Annotated in this window: 21 protein-coding genes and 1 tRNA gene; 8 read left to right on the forward strand and 14 right to left on the reverse strand. The window is 37.8% G+C overall.

Going from position 1 to position 19,165, the window contains the following annotated elements; all coding sequences use genetic code 11:
- Positions 1 to 82 precede the first annotated feature (82 nt).
- Together M2265_RS00985 and M2265_RS00990 are read left to right on the forward strand one after the other, a co-directional pair.
- Entirely contained in the window at positions 83 to 1,081 is a 999-nt protein-coding gene (locus M2265_RS00985) for an LLM class oxidoreductase (RefSeq protein WP_132768532.1), read from the forward strand.
- 68 nt (positions 1,082 to 1,149) lie between these two features.
- Entirely contained in the window at positions 1,150 to 1,728 is a 579-nt protein-coding gene (locus tag M2265_RS00990; RefSeq protein ID WP_132768530.1) for a hypothetical protein, read from the forward strand.
- 157 nt (positions 1,729 to 1,885) lie between these two features.
- Here the strand turns inward: M2265_RS00990 and M2265_RS00995 are convergent, their stop codons facing one another.
- Positions 1,886 to 2,389, reverse strand: coding sequence for a DinB family protein (locus M2265_RS00995; RefSeq protein ID WP_132768529.1), 504 nt, complete (start codon positions 2,387 to 2,389; stop codon positions 1,886 to 1,888).
- A gap of 133 nt (positions 2,390 to 2,522) precedes the next feature.
- On the opposite strand from M2265_RS00995, the gene M2265_RS01000 reads away from it, so the two are divergent.
- Positions 2,523 to 3,104 carry a Crp/Fnr family transcriptional regulator gene (locus M2265_RS01000; protein WP_132768527.1) on the forward strand — a complete coding sequence of 194 codons (582 nt, stop codon included), beginning with the start codon at positions 2,523 to 2,525 and terminating at the stop codon, positions 3,102 to 3,104.
- A gap of 98 nt (positions 3,105 to 3,202) precedes the next feature.
- Complete coding sequence (locus M2265_RS01005) at positions 3,203 to 4,273, forward strand: SDR family oxidoreductase (protein WP_132768525.1); 1,071 nt, start codon at positions 3,203 to 3,205, stop codon at positions 4,271 to 4,273.
- Positions 4,274 to 4,350: 77 nt separating this feature from the next.
- Here the strand turns inward: M2265_RS01005 and M2265_RS01010 are convergent, their stop codons facing one another.
- The 6 genes from M2265_RS01010 to M2265_RS01035 all read right to left on the reverse strand — a co-directional run bounded on the left by M2265_RS01010 (position 4,351) and on the right by M2265_RS01035 (position 8,500).
- Positions 4,351 to 4,932 carry a YdeI/OmpD-associated family protein gene (locus M2265_RS01010; RefSeq protein WP_132768523.1) on the reverse strand — a complete coding sequence of 194 codons (582 nt, stop codon included), beginning with the start codon at positions 4,930 to 4,932 and terminating at the stop codon, positions 4,351 to 4,353.
- A 97-nt stretch (positions 4,933 to 5,029) separates the two neighbouring features.
- On the reverse strand, positions 5,030 to 5,500 hold the full coding sequence (locus M2265_RS01015) for an SRPBCC family protein (protein ID WP_132768521.1): 471 nt from the start codon (positions 5,498 to 5,500) through the stop codon (positions 5,030 to 5,032).
- A 2-nt stretch (positions 5,501 to 5,502) separates the two neighbouring features.
- Entirely contained in the window at positions 5,503 to 5,823 is a 321-nt protein-coding gene (locus tag M2265_RS01020) for an ArsR/SmtB family transcription factor (protein ID WP_132768519.1), read from the reverse strand.
- A gap of 88 nt (positions 5,824 to 5,911) precedes the next feature.
- Positions 5,912 to 6,553, reverse strand: coding sequence for a YdeI/OmpD-associated family protein (locus M2265_RS01025; RefSeq protein ID WP_132768517.1), 642 nt, complete (start codon positions 6,551 to 6,553; stop codon positions 5,912 to 5,914).
- Between the two features lie 5 nt (positions 6,554 to 6,558).
- Positions 6,559 to 6,927, reverse strand: a complete 369-nt coding sequence (locus tag M2265_RS01030; RefSeq protein ID WP_021191581.1) for a DoxX family protein — start codon at positions 6,925 to 6,927, stop codon at positions 6,559 to 6,561.
- Positions 6,928 to 7,432: 505 nt separating this feature from the next.
- Positions 7,433 to 8,500 (reverse strand): 2,3-butanediol dehydrogenase, encoded by a 1,068-nt coding sequence (locus tag M2265_RS01035; RefSeq protein ID WP_132768515.1) that lies wholly within the window; start codon positions 8,498 to 8,500, stop codon positions 7,433 to 7,435.
- A gap of 176 nt (positions 8,501 to 8,676) precedes the next feature.
- On the opposite strand from M2265_RS01035, the gene M2265_RS01040 reads away from it, so the two are divergent.
- Positions 8,677 to 9,300, forward strand: coding sequence for a hypothetical protein (locus tag M2265_RS01040; RefSeq protein WP_132768513.1), 624 nt, complete (start codon positions 8,677 to 8,679; stop codon positions 9,298 to 9,300).
- A gap of 99 nt (positions 9,301 to 9,399) precedes the next feature.
- Here the strand turns inward: M2265_RS01040 and M2265_RS01045 are convergent, their stop codons facing one another.
- From M2265_RS01045 to M2265_RS01060, 4 genes are all read right to left on the reverse strand, one after another.
- Positions 9,400 to 9,894: an SRPBCC family protein gene (locus M2265_RS01045; RefSeq protein WP_132768511.1), complete on the reverse strand. Its 495-nt coding sequence runs from the start codon at positions 9,892 to 9,894 to the stop codon at positions 9,400 to 9,402.
- A gap of 217 nt (positions 9,895 to 10,111) precedes the next feature.
- Positions 10,112 to 10,966 (reverse strand): EamA family transporter, encoded by an 855-nt coding sequence (locus M2265_RS01050; RefSeq protein ID WP_132768509.1) that lies wholly within the window; start codon positions 10,964 to 10,966, stop codon positions 10,112 to 10,114.
- A 312-nt stretch (positions 10,967 to 11,278) separates the two neighbouring features.
- Positions 11,279 to 11,351 (reverse strand) — tRNA-Lys (locus M2265_RS01055).
- Positions 11,352 to 11,570: 219 nt separating this feature from the next.
- Positions 11,571 to 12,524, reverse strand: coding sequence for an acetyl-CoA carboxylase carboxyltransferase subunit alpha (locus tag M2265_RS01060; RefSeq protein WP_132768507.1), 954 nt, complete (start codon positions 12,522 to 12,524; stop codon positions 11,571 to 11,573).
- Between the two features lie 160 nt (positions 12,525 to 12,684).
- Between M2265_RS01060 and M2265_RS01065 the strand changes: the two genes are divergently transcribed.
- Positions 12,685 to 14,868: a glucoamylase family protein gene (locus tag M2265_RS01065; protein ID WP_132768505.1), complete on the forward strand. Its 2,184-nt coding sequence runs from the start codon at positions 12,685 to 12,687 to the stop codon at positions 14,866 to 14,868.
- A 144-nt stretch (positions 14,869 to 15,012) separates the two neighbouring features.
- Entirely contained in the window at positions 15,013 to 15,534 is a 522-nt protein-coding gene (locus M2265_RS01070) for an OmpA family protein (protein ID WP_243655378.1), read from the forward strand.
- 55 nt (positions 15,535 to 15,589) lie between these two features.
- On the opposite strand, the gene M2265_RS01075 is transcribed toward M2265_RS01070, so the two are convergent.
- The 3 genes from M2265_RS01075 to M2265_RS01085 form a co-directional block, all read right to left on the reverse strand.
- Entirely contained in the window at positions 15,590 to 16,324 is a 735-nt protein-coding gene (locus tag M2265_RS01075; protein WP_132768503.1) for a YggS family pyridoxal phosphate-dependent enzyme, read from the reverse strand.
- Positions 16,325 to 16,335: 11 nt separating this feature from the next.
- Positions 16,336 to 17,040, reverse strand: coding sequence for an AAA family ATPase (locus M2265_RS01080; protein WP_132768501.1), 705 nt, complete (start codon positions 17,038 to 17,040; stop codon positions 16,336 to 16,338).
- Between the two features lie 85 nt (positions 17,041 to 17,125).
- Positions 17,126 to 17,572 carry a GNAT family N-acetyltransferase gene (locus M2265_RS01085; protein WP_132768499.1) on the reverse strand — a complete coding sequence of 149 codons (447 nt, stop codon included), beginning with the start codon at positions 17,570 to 17,572 and terminating at the stop codon, positions 17,126 to 17,128.
- An 86-nt stretch (positions 17,573 to 17,658) separates the two neighbouring features.
- Here M2265_RS01085 and M2265_RS01090 point away from each other — a divergent pair, with 86 nt between their 5' ends.
- Complete coding sequence (locus M2265_RS01090) at positions 17,659 to 19,110, forward strand: PLP-dependent aminotransferase family protein (RefSeq protein ID WP_132768497.1); 1,452 nt, start codon at positions 17,659 to 17,661, stop codon at positions 19,108 to 19,110.
- Positions 19,111 to 19,165 lie beyond the last annotated feature (55 nt).

Consider the following 19,165-nt stretch of genomic DNA (forward strand, 5'->3'; position numbering starts at 1 on the left):
GCCTTCCTTTTTTTAATTAGGTACATCTATAAATCTAGATATATCGAAATCATATAAGGCTTTTATATTAAATTTTTAGAACATGATAAGAAACTTTGAAAATCACCATGCATTTAACCGTGTATTTGCTCCAGATGTGTTGACTATTGGCTTATTTCTTCCCTTAGAAGTATATAGCGGAAAGCTTCCCCTAGTTGAGGAGCATATGGCATATATAAAACAGATCGATCGCTTAGATTTTGCGTCGATATGGGTTCGTGATATTCCGATGTTTGATCCGAGTTTTGGTGATGCTGGTCAAGTGTATGATGCTTTTAGTTATTTATCTTTTATCGCCGGACAGACAAGCAGGGTTGCATTAGGAACAGGAAGTATTGTTTTACCTTTCTGGCACCCGATTTCTTTAGCAAAGACAGCCGCTTCTTTAGATCAGCTATCCAATAACAGATTATTGCTAGGAGTAGGATCGGGGGATAGATCGATTGAATTTCCTGCATTTGGATTAGATTTTGAGCATCGAGGTGAACGTTTTAGACAGGTTTTACAGGATTTTCGACGCTTAAATAAGGAACATTATCCAAAAATTAAGTCTGAGCTGACCCACATTGACGGATTGGATCTTATCCCTAAACCCGTTCAAGAATATATTCCGAGTTTAATAACCGGTGGCAGTCAACAGCCTCTTTCTTGGATTGCTGAACATGGGGATGGCTGGATTACTTATCCGGGAGCAACAACGTCGAAATTACATGTTAGGCCGTTGAGAGAAAAGATAAAAGCTTGGCGTGACTTAATTCCCGATCAGATTTTTAAGCCTCATATGACCAATGAATGGATTGAACTAACGGAAGATCCCAATTTTCCGCGAACGCCATTGCAGGGTGGATTTGTGCTTAAAACAGGAAGGAATGGTTTATTGGAACTGTTACATGAATGGCAGGAAGCGGGTGTCAATCATGCTGCCTTAGGGATTCAATTCAGTAAGAGACCTATTGTCGATGTTATTGATGAGCTGGGAGCAGAAGTGTTGCCGTATTTTCCTTCCTTAGTGAAGGCAAGTCATATTAATATGATCCCATAGTTTAATTTCAGGAGAATAATTCTATTTTAGCCGATAATGAAGTTATCGTTAAGTTTTCTAATGGAGTTATGCAAAAAGTGACAAGTAGAAAAAAGTTTTATATCGCTTATATGCTGATCTCACTGATCATGTTGGTCGATATTACGGTTATACTGATGTGGCAGATCAGTTTGGTGGGGTATTGGAGTGACCGCTTGGTCTTTTGGATATGGTTACTCACTACGCTTCCATTTCTAATTATTTTCTGGAAAAGTATTTATACGAAAATATACTGTATCGTATTAGTATTGGGGCTATTGTTTAGCATAGCCGCGATGATGTTGCCTTTTTTTGGTATTCTATTTTCAAGTACGGGCATGGAAAGACGATCGTACTATACACCAGATACCGGGAAATATAGAGTACAGCTTATTCAAAGTGTGATGGCCCGTCCGCGGTTACAGATTATTGAAAATAAAGGAATTGTTGAGAAGGTGATTTTGTTTACCGATGCTGATTTCCTGAAAAATGATAATCTTAAGGTGGGATATGAAAGTGTGATCGGCCTGGATGTCGTAAAGGATACGCCAGATAGTCTGGTTTTGGAGTTTCATATGCCTGGTCAGAAAATTGTAAAAGGTTTTAAACTAAGCGACGAAAAGGATTAGTTTTCGTGGCACGTTTTGTCTTGAAAGAACAGTTAATATTAATCCCATAGCAGATCTATCATTGGGTAGGTCTGGTATGGGATTAATTTGTTCTGTCATTTTAGTTTTGTAACTGATCTGCATGAAAAATTTCGCTCTACTGCGGCATGACTTGCGTTTACATCTTTTTGCTGTCTTCGTAAGTAGGACCATACAGTCCAGGCACTTTATTTCCGGTTGCTCTAAGGTAGACAATCAATTCTCCGCGATGATGATAAATATGATTAAAAAGGAATCCTCGTACCACAATGCCTCTTTCCATTGGGCCTAAGAGTATGCGTTCACCTGCTTTCATTGTCCAGTGATCGCGTAGTTTTTCTTCTGTAAGTGTTGATAGAGCGGTTCTGGCTCGTGCTACATTTTTTTCAAAAAGTTCGAGCGTGGCTTTGATATCATCAGGTGCACCGCGCTCAAGATGATCGGTGGCCATATCATATACATCTTCTGTAAATGTGCCTACGTACCAATAATAAATGGTTGCGATATGTTGTGCCAGTTCTCCCATTGTCCAGGAAATATCTGCAGGCTTGTAGTGTATGTCTTTTTCAGGCACTGCCTGCAGTAATTTACGGGTGTTGTTGACCTCTTGTTCGAATTCGGTTGTCAAATATTGAATGATCATGTCTTTGGGTTTAATGTTTTTTTATCGGCTATAAAAACAGATGCATGCATGAATATGTTTGGTGTTTAGGAGGTTTTTCTGGGGTAAATAAAACAAATTTATTTAAGTTTGAAGACGCTATAAATGAAAATTCATGTTAGAAGTATTATTTTCTCATATTGAAAAAAAAGTGACGCTCTCTCGTGGTGACAAAGAGGCGATAGCTTCTTTTTTTACATTCAAAAAAATCAGAAAGAAGCAATATATCTTGGAAGAAGGGGCTGTTTGTACGCATCTTTCATTTGTGAAAAAAGGTCTTATCAAATCGTACCGTTTGGATGAGAAAGGAAATGAGCATATCAGCCTGTTTGGCTGGGAAGGCTGGTGGGTGTCTGATTTTAAAAGTTTTATTAATCAGCAACCGGCAATTCTCTATATAGATGCTATTGAAGATACAGAGTTACTGCTTTTATCGCGGGCAGATTATGAACAATTGATGGAAGAGGTCCCGGTGATGGAGCGGTATTTTAGAATGCTCTATCAAAATAGTTTGGTTACAAAAGATGAACGCCTGATCAGTTCGAACAGCTATACTGCTGAAGAAAAATTTCAGCGTATGCTACAGGCTAGTCCTGAAATTATGCAACGTGTGCCGCAACATCTGGTGGCATCTTATCTGGGATTGGCTCCTGAAACCCTGAGTAGAATCCGTAAGAAAATTGCATCTACAGATTAATTCCATTGATCTGGATCAATGGAATTTCTTGATCTGTATCATCTCTTTCAGTTTTTAATGCGGCGAACTTTGTTGTAGAAATTTAAAGAGATATAACAATGGATAAAATTGCATTAGTAGTTGGCGCAACAGGGATCACGGGAAGTCGTTTGGCTGAGGAGCTTGTTGGTCATGGATGGCAAACTTATGGTCTGGCACGTCATCCCGGTCAAACTGATAACGGCGTAATTCCGGTAAAAGCTGATCTTATGGATGTTGAAAATCTGAAGATCGCACTTGAAAATGTTTACCCAACACATGTGTTTTTTACAACATGGATGCGGAAAGACAATGAGGCAGAAAATATTATTGTAAATCGTGCTCTTGTCCGTAATCTTCTCGATGTTCTGTCTGAAAAGAAAACTGTTGCACATGTGGCTTTGGTAACGGGGTTAAAGCATTATTTAGGTCCTTTTGAGTCATACGTAGCTACGGGTGTGTTTCCTGATACACCTATTCGGGAAGAACAGCCTAGACTAAGTCATCCCAATTTTTACTACGCTCAGGAAGATGCGGTATATGAAGCTTCGGCTAGAGATGGATTTACGTGGAGTATACATAGGCCGCATACGGTTATCGGGCATGCGATCGGTAATTTGATGAATCTTGGGGTGACGCTTGCCGTATATGCCAGTATTTGTAAACAAAAAGGGGCGAAATTGATCTGGCCGGGCTCGGAAGCGCAATGGAACGGAATTTCGGATGTAACGGATACTGGTGTTCTGGCGAAGCAGTTAATCTGGGCTTCGACGACTGAGGAAGCTAAAAATATGGCTTTTAATATTGTGAACGGCGATGTCTTTCGTTGGAGTTGGTTATGGGAGCGCATCGCGTCATATTTCGGCATTGAGGCTGAAGGATTTCATGGAGAGCCGAGGCCTCTTGCCGAACAACTTAAAAATGATGGTCAATTGTGGTCTGATATGGTAAAGGAGTATGGACTGGAACAGCATGAACTTTTTCAATTGGCTTCACCATGGCATACAGATCTTGATCTGGGCAGACCTATCGAAGTGATGGTGGATATGGCCAATAGCCGAAAACTGGGATTTACGGCTTACCAGAATACCGAAGAAGCATTTATCCACTTGTTTGAACGTCTTCGGGCAGAGAATGTGATACCCCAATAATTAGATTGATGTGGTGGTAAGGGATAGTAAAACCGGGCTTCTTTATTTTGTGATAGAGGGCTCGGTTTTACTGGCCTTTAATCATCAATCCCTTTGCCGTCAAGGATCTGCTGATAATATTTTTCAATTCGATTTTGCCGTGTTTTGGATTGTTTCGCCTGATTAAAATAAAATAGATATCCCTTTTGTCGTCCAGGTGCTAGGGAATAGAATGCTGTATTTAATTCTTGATCTTGTGCCAGTGCCTGCTGGAATTCTTCAGGAATAGGGTAGTCGTTCACTTTTTTCATTTCCACTTTTAATCCTGCTTTTTCGATCTCAATGGCTTCCCGTATGTAAGCTTGGATAACTGGTCTTAGCGTGATAATCTCTGCTATATGTTTAAATCTGATCTGTCTGCCTGCCTGTACATTTTCTGTTTGCTGGATCAATATACCTTCAGGATCTTTGAGTAAAGCTCCCTTATGAAACAGGAGCGCGCAATATTCTTTAAATCCATGAATAAGAACGATGTTTTTTCCATCGAGCGTGTAGCATGGATGCATCCATTTGTATTCTTCTTCTAAGGATTTGTTTTCAGTAATGATATCGCGAAGTAAATTGAACTCTTCGGACCATTGTTGTGTTTTTTCAAAGAAATGTTCTACCTGTGTGTTCATAATGGTTGTTTTTTAGGTATAAGACCTGATTTATTGTCTGGAACAGCTAGAAGTAATTCATAGACAAAGAAACGGTCTGTTAATAGATTGAGTTGTCCTAATCTTGTTTCTGTGTATTTAAGATCTCCTGTAACCGGTTGTGCGCCATATTGATGCCTTGTGCAAAAGGCATCTTGAGCAGCTGGTCTCTAAAAGCAACAGATTTAAAAATAATCTGGATAGTAAGTTTACTGCTTGCATCTGTATAGGGTTCAAATGTGAGGTATTCAAGCTGAACAGGGAATGGACTATCTTCCATCTCGAATGTTCTTGTGATTTTTTCGTTTGGTACAAATTCATGGATTGTTCCGTTTGCCCGAAACACAACAGTGCCATCGTGTGATGTTTCAAATGCATAGGCACCATGTTTCTTGTTTTCCAGTTTCAGTACTTTTGTACCCATCCATTGTTCAAAGAGATCGGCATCTTCATATGCCTTAAAAAGCAATTCTAGAGGAAGATCAAATTCGCGTGTGATGATGATTTCTTGTTTGTCATGTTCGGCACTGATTTTTGTTTTCTGTTCCATGATTATTTGGCTATATAGTTTTTCATTACGGCTTCTAATTTATTGAATCTGTCATCCCACATCTGGCGGAACGGTTCGATAAAATCTGCAATTTCTTTCATTTTTTGCGGATTGAGATGGTAATAGATTTCCCGGCCATTTTGCTCAGGTTTTAGGAGTTCACATTCGGTCAAAATCTGCAGGTGCTTAGAAACGGTGGGCCTGGATGTGTCAAAATTGGAAGCAATGGCTCCAGCAGGCATCGCATGTGAGGCAACCAGTAGCAATATTGCTCTTCTTGTCGGATCGGCAAGGGCTTGAAAAACGTCTCTTCTTAAGTTCATTGTTATGGTCTTTTTCGCTTTAACACTTCAATCTATTATGATCTGTCCTGTCATTGCTTGATGTGTTTATGATCATGTTTTATTAACGCTATTTGGAACTGTATTTATCGTTTAATCCTATACCGTTTATAATTTGTTGTCGGTATTTTTCAATTCTTCCAATTCTTGTCTGTGCTACTTTGGGTTGTGAAAAATAAATGATGTATCCTCTTTGCCGCCCCGGTGTCAATGCGTAAAATGCTGTTTTTAACTTAGAGTCTTGTTCGAATAGCTGTAGGAGTTCTTCGGGGATAGGTTCTGGATTTTTTTGAAATGTTACCTTTTGACCACTTTCTTCTATCGCTATGGCCTCGGATATATACGATTTTAAGGTATTTTCTAATCTTTTGATTTCTGCTATATTAGTAAATTTGATGATCCTGTCCGATTGTAAATTACCTTGTTGGGTTAAGATTTTATGATCGTCGGATAATAATACACCTTTAAAAAAACCGATATTGGCGGATTGTTTTAATGCAGCAACGGAAACTATATTTTTTCCTTTGGAGGTATATACGGGTGCACCCCATTTTATTTCTTCCTTTAAACCCGCTTCCAGTACAATTTGGCGGAGCATTTCTAATTCTTCCCTCCAGTTATTGACTTTGCATAATGGTGTACCGCCATATTTGCAACGCATACAGCCATCTATCAAATATTTGTCAACTCCTGGATTCAGTTCTATTTTCATCTGGTCTAGACTTTACGTTCAACTGGTCTGAAATACCACGAAATAATCGTGAGCAGGAGTAACAGCGCAGGACCAAAATAGGTGACTGCTTTATCAGCAACTGCAAGGTGGGTGAAAATTGCGCCCGACATTAGAAAGAAAAATCCTGCATATGCCCATTCTTTTACTACTGGGAGTTTTGGAAGGAGAATGGCAATTACTCCTAGTAGCTTCCAAATACCGATAATGGTGAGAAAATAGGAGGGATAGCCTAGATCTTTCATTTTATTAACTTCTTCATCCATGTGGATGATCTGAACAATTCCAGTTGACACCATTCCTAAACTTAGCCAAATGGTAGAAAACCAATAGATGATTTTATCTCTCTTTTTCATAATGTGTTTTTTTAATCGGTACAATTCGTATGTTGATCTGTTTATACTTGAGCGGTTACTTAATACCTTATTTATCGCATGTTAGTTTTCGATCCATTGTTTGATCTTTACGGTTCGGGTATTAAAAAAGTACAACGCTATACGATTTCTTCAATTATATATCGGTTTTTTATGTTCCAAATCTCCATAGTACTGGTTAGTTTTAAATTATGAAGTCATTTGACTACAAATGTAAGTGTAGTTATTTGACTACGCAAATTTTTTCCAAGAATTTTAGATTATTTTGATCACGTGCGGTTGGATATTGGTGAATTTTTATTAATTAATGGTGTTGATCACGAGGTTGGTAGTTTTTTGAGGTTATGAAATGTTTAATAATTAACGAATAGGGTTTAAAGTTGTTTTCTTTGGTCCGAAAGCTAAAAAGCCCAATCTTTCGATTGGGCTTTGCTGTTTATTCCTGATGATTATTTTTGAACCAACTTTTGGGCTGTTGTTTTTAAATTTAGCTTGCTTGTATATCAATCAATATCTTAACTTCAGTAGGATCGTTAACTAAGGCTTCAAATCCGTTCGTGACGATTTCATCTAAAACAATCTTGCGTGTAACCAATTTCTCTACCGGCATCCTACCGCTATCGATCAGTGCAATGACTTGCGGGAAAATATTGCGATAGGCAATAATTCCTTTAATGGTGATTTCACGAAGTACTTGATCGAGCGCATCAGTTGTAACAGGTTTTCCAAATAGTGCTACTAATACAGCGGTTCCTCCATTTTTTAAACTCGTGATACCCGTTGTATAGGAGGCTTGTACACCTGCGCAATCAAGGAAAACATCTACTCCGAGACCTGTTATGGTCTTAATTTTTTCGGGTATACCTTCATCTTTCGCATTGATAATATGGGTAGCACCTATAGATTTTGCTTTTTCAAGACGTTTGTCAGCGATATCGGTTACGATAACTGTACTAGCTCCGGCTGCCAGGGCCGCCTGAACACATAATAAACCAATTGGACCGGCTCCGGAAACTAGAACAGTCCCGCCGATTTTTAGATTACTTTGCATGACCGCATAAACTGCTACTGCTGCGGGTTCTACCAATGCACCTTTCTCGAAGGACATAGTGTCTGGTATTTTGTGCACCATATAATCCTCTACTACAACGTAAGAAGCAAATCCGCCATTGCTAGATAGGCCAACAAAGCCTAATGGTTCTGACAGGTTGTATTCTCCGTTTGCAATAAAGGGGCTATCAAATTTTTTAAAGATTGGTTCTACGACTACCCGGTCGCCAACTTTTAAATGATGTACACCTTCGCCCACGGTATCAATAATTCCGGAGAATTCATGTCCTAATGTGGTTGTACCCTGGTGTCCATTGAGCGGATAGGGTGCGGCCACCGGGATGAGCTGTGGACCATGGACGTATTCATGTAAGTCGGAGCCGCAGATTCCTGCAAACTGAACTGAAATTTTAACTTGTTTCGCTTTTGGAGCTGGGATCTCCGTTGATTCTACCCTGATATCTTTTGCGGCATACCATCGTGCTGCTTTCATTGTATTATCCATATTGTTATGCTTTTTAATTTCATACTAAGTTACTTAAATACTGCCGGCGTGCCAAGATGTTTGAGGTGATAGATGTCACATAAATTGATGAATGTCATCATTTTCATTTGTTGAATAATAACTTATTAATCTGTGGCATCAGATATGCTCGGTAACATGATGATAATCTAAAAGCGATGATACTTAAAGAAACATTTGTGGGGCTATTGAAAAATTATACGAAAGATGAGCAATTGATCGCTTCCTTATGGAGGGAGGTAGAAGCCTATTATGGTGATACTCTCAGACATTACCATACTTTAGATCATCTTGAAAATCTGCTGCTTGAACTTACGGCTGTAAAAGAGAAAATCAAGAATTGGGAAGCTCTATTGTTTACACTTTATTATCATGATATTATCTACGATGCGTCAAAACAGAATAATGAAGATGAAAGTGCTCATTTTGCCGTAAAACGGATGAAAGAGATTGCTGTTTCCGAAGCAATTATCTTGACATGCACCGAACAGATCCTGGCGACAAAATCGCACTTAATTTCTAACGATCAGGACACAAATTATTTTACTGATGCTGATCTTTCTATTTTGGGACAACCATGGGAGAAATATGCAAAATACTATACAAATATCCGCTTGGAATATCAGATTTATCCAGATGTACAGTACCACTCTGGTCGCAAGAAAGCATTAACTCATTTTCTGTCCATGGACCGGATTTTTAAAACAGATTATTTTTATAACCGTTTTGAAGTACGGGCAAAAGAAAACCTGAAAAGAGAAATGGAATTGCTGCAGGACTAGGTATTGATGATAACGACCAGCATATACGGCGTTGTTCCTCCGTAGTGCCGTGATAAAAGGTTGACTGGCTTTCGTTGAAAGCTGGTTTATTGGTGTTTGTTAGTTATTGATCATATTACCGATTCTAGGGTCTTTATTACGAAGGTCGAGACCTCCTTCGTATACTGATTTCAAATTATGTAAATAGAATGCCCAACCATTAGAGCATCCCAGACGAATGTATTGCTTTGAGTGATCGTCCTGTGGAATATGGTGATGCCGTAATTCTACGATAACATACTCATGAAGTGTACTTAATGTCACATCAACCATACTGGTACCTTCAAATGTAAACTGGAGAAAATCTTTACCATTTGCTTTAAGGATTTCTCCATGCATGGGCGTCGGATCCAGGTACCAATACCAATCGTACTGCATGCCGCTTTCTTCTGGGTTGATCTGTTCAAGCTGATTTCCTGCCGCATCACGAAAAATGACACGTTCCAAAAACCATCTTTCTAAATTCGCCGCAACAGACCAAGCTTCATAAATCTCGGAAAGAGAGGCTTTAATCGCGATACGTTTTGTAAATGATGTCCAATCGAAATTATTCATGGTAATCAATTTAGATTTTGAGTGACGATATGATGTCGATAATAAAGATAAAATAATATATCCGTTTATTTTAACGGATTTTCATTGATTTTATTTCTTTTAGTTTATGGTCGATTTGTTTCTATAACTTATTTCTTATTCGATTGACATAAAAAAAGCGCTATCGGGAGATAGCGCTTTTGTGATATTGTTCGTATGTAGGATAGATCGTTCTTAATTATTCTTCGATCTGTTGTTTCGTTTTACTGAAAATAGTAGCGCCCATACTTGCACTTATAACGCAAGCAACGGAAATCCATTGTAATGGTGTAAGACGTTCTGATAAGAATATCATACCTGATAGGGCGGCAAATGCCGGTTGCAAACTTGTTAAAATACTAAATGTTTTTGCTGGAAGTCTTTTTAAAGCCACTAAATCTAGTGAAAATGGTACTGCGCTAGAAAGTACAGCGACGCCCAGTCCTTTTAAAAACAGCATTGGGGTAAGACTAAAAATACCACCATCCCATAGGGCAAAGGGGATAATAATTAGGGTTGCAAATAGCATTCCCGTGCTTACAGCGTCTTTTCCTGGCATAATGCCGGTCACTTTGCTTCCCATAACAATGTAAACTGCCCAAAATATACCCGCTAGAAATGCGAGAAGAAGTCCGATTAAGTCAATGTTGTTACTTTGCCATGGAACGATAAATAGAATACCAGCACAAGCGATTAATCCCCAAAGGACGTCTAGCCATTTTCGGGATAAAGATAAGGCTAGAAAAAGTGGACCTATAAATTCTACCGTTACAGCCAGCCCTAAGGGGATGCGTTGGATGGCTAAATAAAAAATAAGATTCATTGCGGCAATTCCTATTCCATAAATAGCGCAATATAACCATTGTTGTTTCGTGAATTGAAAGAATTTAGGACGATTTATAATATTTAGCAATACGGTAGACAGGCCAATTCTCAACATACTTGTTCCTGTTGCTCCTATGGCAGGAAAAAGCTGTTTAGCGATAGAGGCACCACCTTGGACACTGACCATAGATAGTAATGCCGCTGATATGGCCTTATTTGATTTTTTCATTAGAATAAATTATTTGTCAGGAAAGTTTTCACTTGTACTTAATGAATTCTTTACGCTTCGTTTGTTTTAATAATGAGCATTGGAATTACTCGTATGATTATGCACTCTTGATATTTATATCTTATTTCTACATAACAGCAGTCAACAGATGACTGCATCAAGTTCATTTTTATTGTAAATGGTATAGCTGATGATCGTATCATTTATAGCATTACAAGTTCCAATGATTGATTGATAGAAGCAGGGAGTGATATTCGAATTTAACCGTTTTATACAAAAGAAAAGCTAATCATAAGATTAGCTTTTCTTTTGTGATCCCGCTGGGATTCGAACCCAGGACCCATACATTAAAAGTGTATTGCTCTACCAGCTGAGCTACGGAATCTTACTCTTATGAAGTTTCCTTCGTTGTTTGGAGTGATGCAAAGCTAGAAAAATCTAGCAAAGGGAACAAATATATTTGCTAATTTTTTTGAAATATGTTGTAACGTATTCTTTTTTAAAATCTTATTTTTTCTATTTTCTGTACTGGAGAGGGGCGGGACAAAATAAAAGGGACACTTTTTATTAAAGCGCCCCTTTTATTTTGTTGTGAATGGTAGTGCTATTCAACTACTACACCCATTTTGCTAAATTTCGCTATACGTTCGTCCACCAAAACATCTTCGTCTTTGGCGATCAAAATCGCTAAATCTTCAACCAATTTTGCTTTTAATAACTCGGCCGCTAATTCAGGGTTTTGATGTGCTCCACCTAATGGTTCTTTAATGATACCATCAATAAGACCATTACCTAACATGTCTTTAGAGGTTAATTTTAGCGCCTCTGCCGCCTTTTCTTTGTGGTCCCAGCTTCTCCATAGGATAGAGGAACAAGATTCAGGAGAGATGACAGAATACCAGGTATGCTCTAGCATGTATACACGATCGCCGATACCGATACCCAATGCACCACCAGAAGCACCTTCACCGATTACTACACAGATAATAGGCACCTTTAGTACCGACATTTCCAGTAAGTTACGTGCAATGGCTTCTCCTTGACCTCTTTCTTCAGCTTCCAAACCTGGGTATGCACCCATTGTATCGATCAATGTAACGACAGGTTTGTTGAATTTTTCTGCCATTTTCATTAAGCGAAGAGCTTTACGGTATCCTTCAGGGTTAGCCATACCAAAGTTGCGGTATTGACGCTCTTTGGTGTTTTTTCCTTTTTGATGCCCGATAACCATAACTGATTGACCTCCGATCGATGCAAATCCACCAATGATGGCTTTATCATCTCTTACAGTACGATCTCCGTGTAATTCAATAAAATCATCACAGATCATGTTAATGTAATCCAATGTTTGGGGTCTCTCCGGATGACGCGACATCTGCACATTCTCCCAACCAGACAAATTACCGTATATCTCTTTTTCAGCGTTCGCTAGTTTTTCTTGTAGCTCTAACACAGTTGCACTCATATCGACTTTCGTCTTTACGGCAACTTGTTCCACTTTTTCTATCTGCAATTGCAAATCTGCAATTGGCTTTTCAAATTCAAATGTAGTTTTCATATAAAGTTGTTATGAAAAAATCAGATGGCTAAATTAGTGCATTTTTTCCGAAATTAAAATTACGTATGACATTTACATTGGAAATCCTTTATTACTTTTGTGATTCATTAAAGTATAGATGGCTTACTTTTTGTTTGATGTTTATTATCAATTTATGCGCATGTCAAAAAAATTACTATTCATAATCGGTTTATCTATTTCTACTGCAACAGCCTTGTCTGCACAAACTTATCCTGAAGTTGTGTTTGAGAACAGTCTCTTGTCAGGTAACTATGCCAAAAGCTTGGTGGAATATTCGGGAGACAGTTGGGTACAGAATGTAAAGAAAAATTTACCGACTACAGATTCTTTATTTTTTACTCCAGGAAATTCACTTTCACTCCGTTATTTGTCATCAAATGCTGGAAATTGGAAGGTTGCTTTACTAAATGATCGCCATAAGATCAATTATCAGGTCCTGGCCAGTGATGTGCTGACAATTAAAATGTATGTGCAAACACCGCATACGAAAGAAAAAACTCTTCCGAAAATTCAATTGCTTCAAAATGGTTCTGAAACTAATATTTTAGAACTTTCCCCATTTATAGATGACTTTGATCATGATACTTGGCTTAATATAGAGATACCCTTGTCAAAATTTGGAAATTTAAAAGCAGGGGAAGCAGTTTCTGAAGTGGTTTTTCATCAAAACGGAACTGATGAGATGACGCATCAGTTGTTTTTAGATCAATTGGAGTTTTTGCCTAAAAATCCTTCTCGTGTCAAATTGTCTTCAGGAGCTATTCTGTCACAGGTCTCCAGTATTGATAAGCAGGTGGAGCTTCAATGGCAACTGCCGTTAACACCAAGTATCCGGTATATAAAAATTTACAGATCAACGGATAACGTTGATTTTAAGCCGATTGCCATACGACCGGTATTTATGCAAAAATGTTATGATCTTGTAGAAGAATATAATAAGAAATACTATTATAAGATCGCATGGGTAGATTTTGATTATCTGGAATCTCCATTCTCTACTGTAAAAGAAATTCAAACCAAACCTGCTAGTGATATAGAGCTTTCGAACTTAATCAAATTGACAAATGTCAATTATTTTATTGAGAACTATGATATCAACAGTGGTCTTTTTCTACCAAATAAATCAAATAAGAAGGCTATAGTTTCTATAGAAGAATCGGGTTATGCAATTCTTTCGTTATTGGTTGGTGCTGAAAACAATGTTATTTCGCGTCAAGCTTTATTGTTGCGTTTGAGTAGGATGATCAAGTTTTTAAACAAGGCTCAGCATCATGAGGGTGTATTTACGGCATTTTATGATGGAAGGGAAGGCGTGCCATTTTATACTGATGGCGTACAGATGTATGATGTTAAAGCGACGACGAAACTTATGGAAGGATTGCTTGTTGCTCGGGAATATTTTTCAAAGGATGTTGCTGATGAACACAATTTTAGAGAGGATGTAACGAAATTATGGAAGCGGGTGAATTGGCAAAAGCTAACATCAAAGTCAAATCCTGATGCACTGATGGATCGGTGGTCAGCTGTAGATAGCACCTATCAGTCTAAAGTTTTAAACGGCCTGAATGATGGTTTAAGTGCTTATTTATTAGCGATGTCTTCTCCGACTTATCCATTGACGGAAGCGAGTTACCTGAATGGATATGCTAAAAAATTACCTCTAGCGGATAGTTTACTTCGTTTATCTCCATCGACAGTTGATCAAGGAGCTGCTTCACATATGAATGGTGGGCTTATCATACCGCAGGTACAACCAGCTACCCCCGTATCCTTTGAAGATAGTTTGATCTTTGAAAAACATATGCTGTATGGTAAAAAAATTGCAATTGGCGATTTAAATAAAAGTTTGATTGAGTTTTATAAACCATTTTTAACCTTAGATCCGAGCGGAAAATACGATGGTTATGTCGATTATGGTGAGCTAGCAAGTAATTATATTTTAGCTTATAAAAGAAGGGATAATGAATTAAACTTGGGATCTAGTTATACAGATATTTGGGGAGTACAGAATCCGAGCGATAGCGTGGGGCATTATTTAGTGAATCCAGCAATCGCAATTTCGGCTGTTGCTTTCGAACAGGAGATCGGTCAAAAATCTTTGCGCAAATTTTATGATCAATATGCTAAGGTGCTGTTTACCCAATATGGTTTTAGATCTTGGATTGATTTGAAAAATAATGATGTTTCCGATGGTTTTAATGCGAAAAATCAGGCGAGTGTTGCTGTTTTAATGGAGAATGCAAAATCTGGATTGATCTGGAAATTGTATAACCAGATACCGGAGATTAATGCAACTATTAAAAAGATCTATCATAAGAAATAAGCGAAACTGCTGAACGAATTAAAGGGATACAAGATCTTGTAGCGTTATGTCTAAGATCTGTATCCCTTTCTGTTTTTCTTGAGTTCACTTTTTTTTATATCTTTACAGTTAGTTTTTGCTTATCATAAATAATCTAAACATTCGATGATTAAAAAAATAAATAGTATTGCTGTTGCTTTGCTTTGTTCAATTTCTTTGTTTTCATGTAAACAACAAGCTGTAATTGTTAATCCAGGTGCTGTTGTTAGTATTGATGGTACTGATGATGGATTGAAAAACGTTAAACGTGATTTTGAAGATGCTACTCGTACAGATGAAGGAATTAAATTTACGATTTCATCAGATTTGCTATTTCCGACAAACTCTTCTTATTTAACAGAAAAAGCTAAAGGGGAATTGAGTAAATTGGCAACACTTTTAAAAGAAAATAAAAGTAAGATCCGTGTTGATGGGCATACAGATGCGACAGGTACTGTGGAGTATAACCAATGGTTAGCTGAAAAGAGAGCTAACTCGGTTAAAAAGTTTTTGGTAGATGCTGGAATTGCAGAGTCTAGAATCGCGGCAAAGGGTATTGGTCAGACTAAACCTGTAGCAGATAATAAAACTCCAGAAGGTCGTCAAAAGAATAGACGAGTTGAGGTTATTATTTTGGACGCAAAATAATTCTTAATTATAACAGGATATAAAGGGCTTTCATTGGAAAGCCTTTTTTGTGATATTAGTTTTTACTTTCGTTCCAATAGTGGGAGTCTGGATATATCCGCTTTCCAAATACTGCTGTCCCTATGCGTACAATTGTTGCTCCTTCGGCAATAGCAATTTCATAATCGCCACTCATACCCATGGACAATTCTGTCATTTCGACGCCAGGGATTTCAGCTTTGATAATGTCTTGCTGGAGGTTTTTCAATAATCGGAAACAGGCACGAATTTTATCTTCTTCTGCGCTGAATAGACCAATGGTCATGAGCCCTTTAATTTTTACATTTTCTAATATGGCTATCTGTCGTATCAGATCAATGGCTTTATCAGGTGATATGCCAAATTTACTTTCTTCCATGGAAGTATTCACCTGGATTAAAATGTCTATCGTTCGATTTTCAAGTTGTAATCTTTGATTTATTTTTTTGGCTAGATCAAACCGGTCTATAGATTGCACACAAGTGACATCATGCTGGAGTATGTATTTGATTTTATTGGTTTGTAAATGGCCTATAAAATGATTGGTATGCGGGATATTTTTTAAATCGTCATATTTGTCCCTTAATTCTTGAACTTTATTTTCTGCAATTAATGTATATCCTGCGAGTAAAGCCGTTTTTATACGATTTGCCGGAACTGTTTTAGTCGCTAACAATAGTTTGACTTCTTTGGGGTCACGATTGTATAGTAGGCAACATGCTTTGATTTTAACTTCAATTACTTTCAGATTCTCTAAGATTGTGTTAGTCATATCATCGTGATTTATTGTTTTTCCAATTTTGCTATCAGACTTGCTTTAACTTGTGTGAAAGCATGATCGCGAGCTTCTGCGTAGGATATCTCGTATTTTCTTTGAAACAGTTTAATATCTGCAGGGAATTTTTCGATAAGCGTATCATAATACTTGTCTAATTCTAACTGTGATGGTAAATCATAGCTGATCTGTAATTGAAATCGGCGTAGCAATGCTTTGTCTATAATAGATACATGGTTCGTTGCAGCGATCAGTAATACGGTCTGTGGTAAATAATCGATGAGTTGAATCAGTGTATTTACCAGACGTCTCATCTCCCCAACATCTTTGTCGTCATTACCTCTTGCTTTTGCAATTTGATCAAACTCATCTAGGAATAGGACAGCCTTTTCGCGGGCCGCTTTATCAAATATTTGCTTTATGTTTTGTGATGTTTCGCCAATGCGGGAACAGACGATTGTACTGAGGTTTAGTGTTAAAATAGGTTTTCCCAGTGTTTGCGCGATTGCTTTGGCTGTTGTTGTTTTACCACATCCGGAACTTCCATGCAAGAGGATTTTATTGTTTACAGGTAGTCCGTATTGAAGGAGCTCTTCGCTGTAGGTATATTCTTTTATTAACTGCTGTATGGAAGCATTGTTCTCTTTATTAAGAAAAATATTAGCCAGTTCAGTCTGCTCGTTCTTAGTAATAATCAGATCGGAAATATTCATGGTGGCAATTTATTAATTTTTGAATAAAGCTTGAGTTTAATTTTTGAAGAATGACGAACGTTTTACGTTCGCCATTCTAGTATACTTATTTCCACCAATGATAATAATTGTGTAATCCATCATATTCAAATCCGCATTTCGGATATAACTTATTGCCGACTACGTTTGTTTTTTCTGTTTCCAGCATTAGTCCACAAGCATTTGTTTCTTCGCACCATAATTTACTGCGATCAATAAGCGCGATCGACAGACCTTGGCCGCGATAGTCCGGGTGTACATACAAGTCACTTAATAACCATTGTTTAGCTAGTTTGGTATAATGGAAAAGTTTATAAAGCTGTACAAATCCTACTGCTTGATTATCCACATAGATTAAGAAGATCGTCGATTCGCTATTTACAAATCTTTCTTTAAGAAAAGCTTTTCCTTTTTCAAGATCTGGTTGCTGACGATAAAAAACACGGTATAAATCAAATAATACTGCTGTTTCGTCAAGGTTTGCTAATGTTGCTTGTCTAATTTCTGATTTCATATTTTCTTTTTTTAATTGTTATGACAAAATTACTCTTAAATAGGACTACCTTTGTGCTCCAGTTTTAAGTAATTAAGTAGTCCAGTATGCTTCCTTTTGAACATATTATAACCATTGATAAATCGAGTAATATTGCCCTATACAGGCAGATTTCGATTTCAATCATTAATGCGATCAGCGATGGGGTTTTAAAACCTGGGGCACATCTACCCAGCAGTCGTGAATTGGCAAAAAATCTTGCTGTTCACCGTAAAACAGTGATCGCTGCTTACGAAGAGCTCCAGTCCCAGGACTGGATTATTGTGGAACCGCGTAAATATGTTGCTGTTTCAAACTTTATCCCAATTTTGAAGGCCCAAAAATGGAATAGGCCATTCGTGCGTACGGGGTACGGAAAAGATCTTCCCATTTCGTATAAAAAATCTCAGCCAGAAGTGTCGGTTGAAATCGCGGAAAGATTTGATAAGGTGCTTATTGATGACGGATATCCTGATATACGATTGTCACCAATTGATGATTTATTGAAGACTTATCGGACTTTTACAAACCGAAAAACAATTTCGAAGATTGCAAATATTGGTACGGGGCAAGGTGTGCGCAAGCTTCGCGAGCAATTGGCGAATCATCTGATCGAATCTAGAGGTCTCACTATGGGGGTGGAACATGTGCTGATTACTCATGGAGCGCAAATGAGTATATATTTGGCGGCACAACTTTTACTGGATAATAGTTCGCATGTGCTTGTTGGTGAACCCAACTATCCATTGGCAAATCAGGTTTTTAAAGATACCGGTGCATCAGTTATTTCTGTATCGGTTGATGAGGATGGTATTGATACGGATGCCGTGGAAGCTTGGTGTAAGTTGAAAAAAATCAGCTTGATATATGTTATACCACATCATCATTATCCCACCACAGTTACGCTTTCGGTAGAGCGTAGAATGAAATTATTAGCATTAGCTGAACAGTATGGATTTGTGATTATTGAAGATGATTATGACTATGATTATCATTATACCTCATCTCCTTATTTACCATTGGCTAGTAGTAATCATCAGGGGCATGTTATCTATATCGGTTCTTTTTCCAAAATCTTAGATCCTTCGATCCGTATTGGTTTTATGGTTGCTCCAGAAAAATTCATTGCGCAGTGTACTGCCTATAGAAAGATCATTGATGTGGGAGGAGATGGTTATATGCAACATGCTTTAGCCGAGTTGATTAAAGAGGGGGAGTTGAACAGATACTTAAAAAAAGCACGACGTTGCTATAAAATACGAAGGGATTATTTGGATCAGCTTTTACGGGATCGATTAGGTAATTATATTTATTTCTCCTTGCCTGCTGGTGGAATGGCCATTTGGGTTCGGTTAAAGCCTCCTTTTTTGGTGAATGATTTACTTTTGAACTGTTCGCTTGAAATTGTTCGTATCGATGAAACTCAAAATGCATTTCGATTTGGCTTTGCATCCTTGTCTGAAAATGAATTAGATCAGGCTGTTAGTGAATTAGTAAAAGCTTTTAAAAAGATGGCTTAAGTTCATTGCTTTTTTTGCACAACGCAGTTTTTGTTTGAACAGGATAAGGGCAGGC

Source organism: Sphingobacterium kitahiroshimense, assembly GCF_025961315.1.
Taxonomy (GTDB): Bacteria; Bacteroidota; Bacteroidia; order Sphingobacteriales; family Sphingobacteriaceae; genus Sphingobacterium; species Sphingobacterium anhuiense.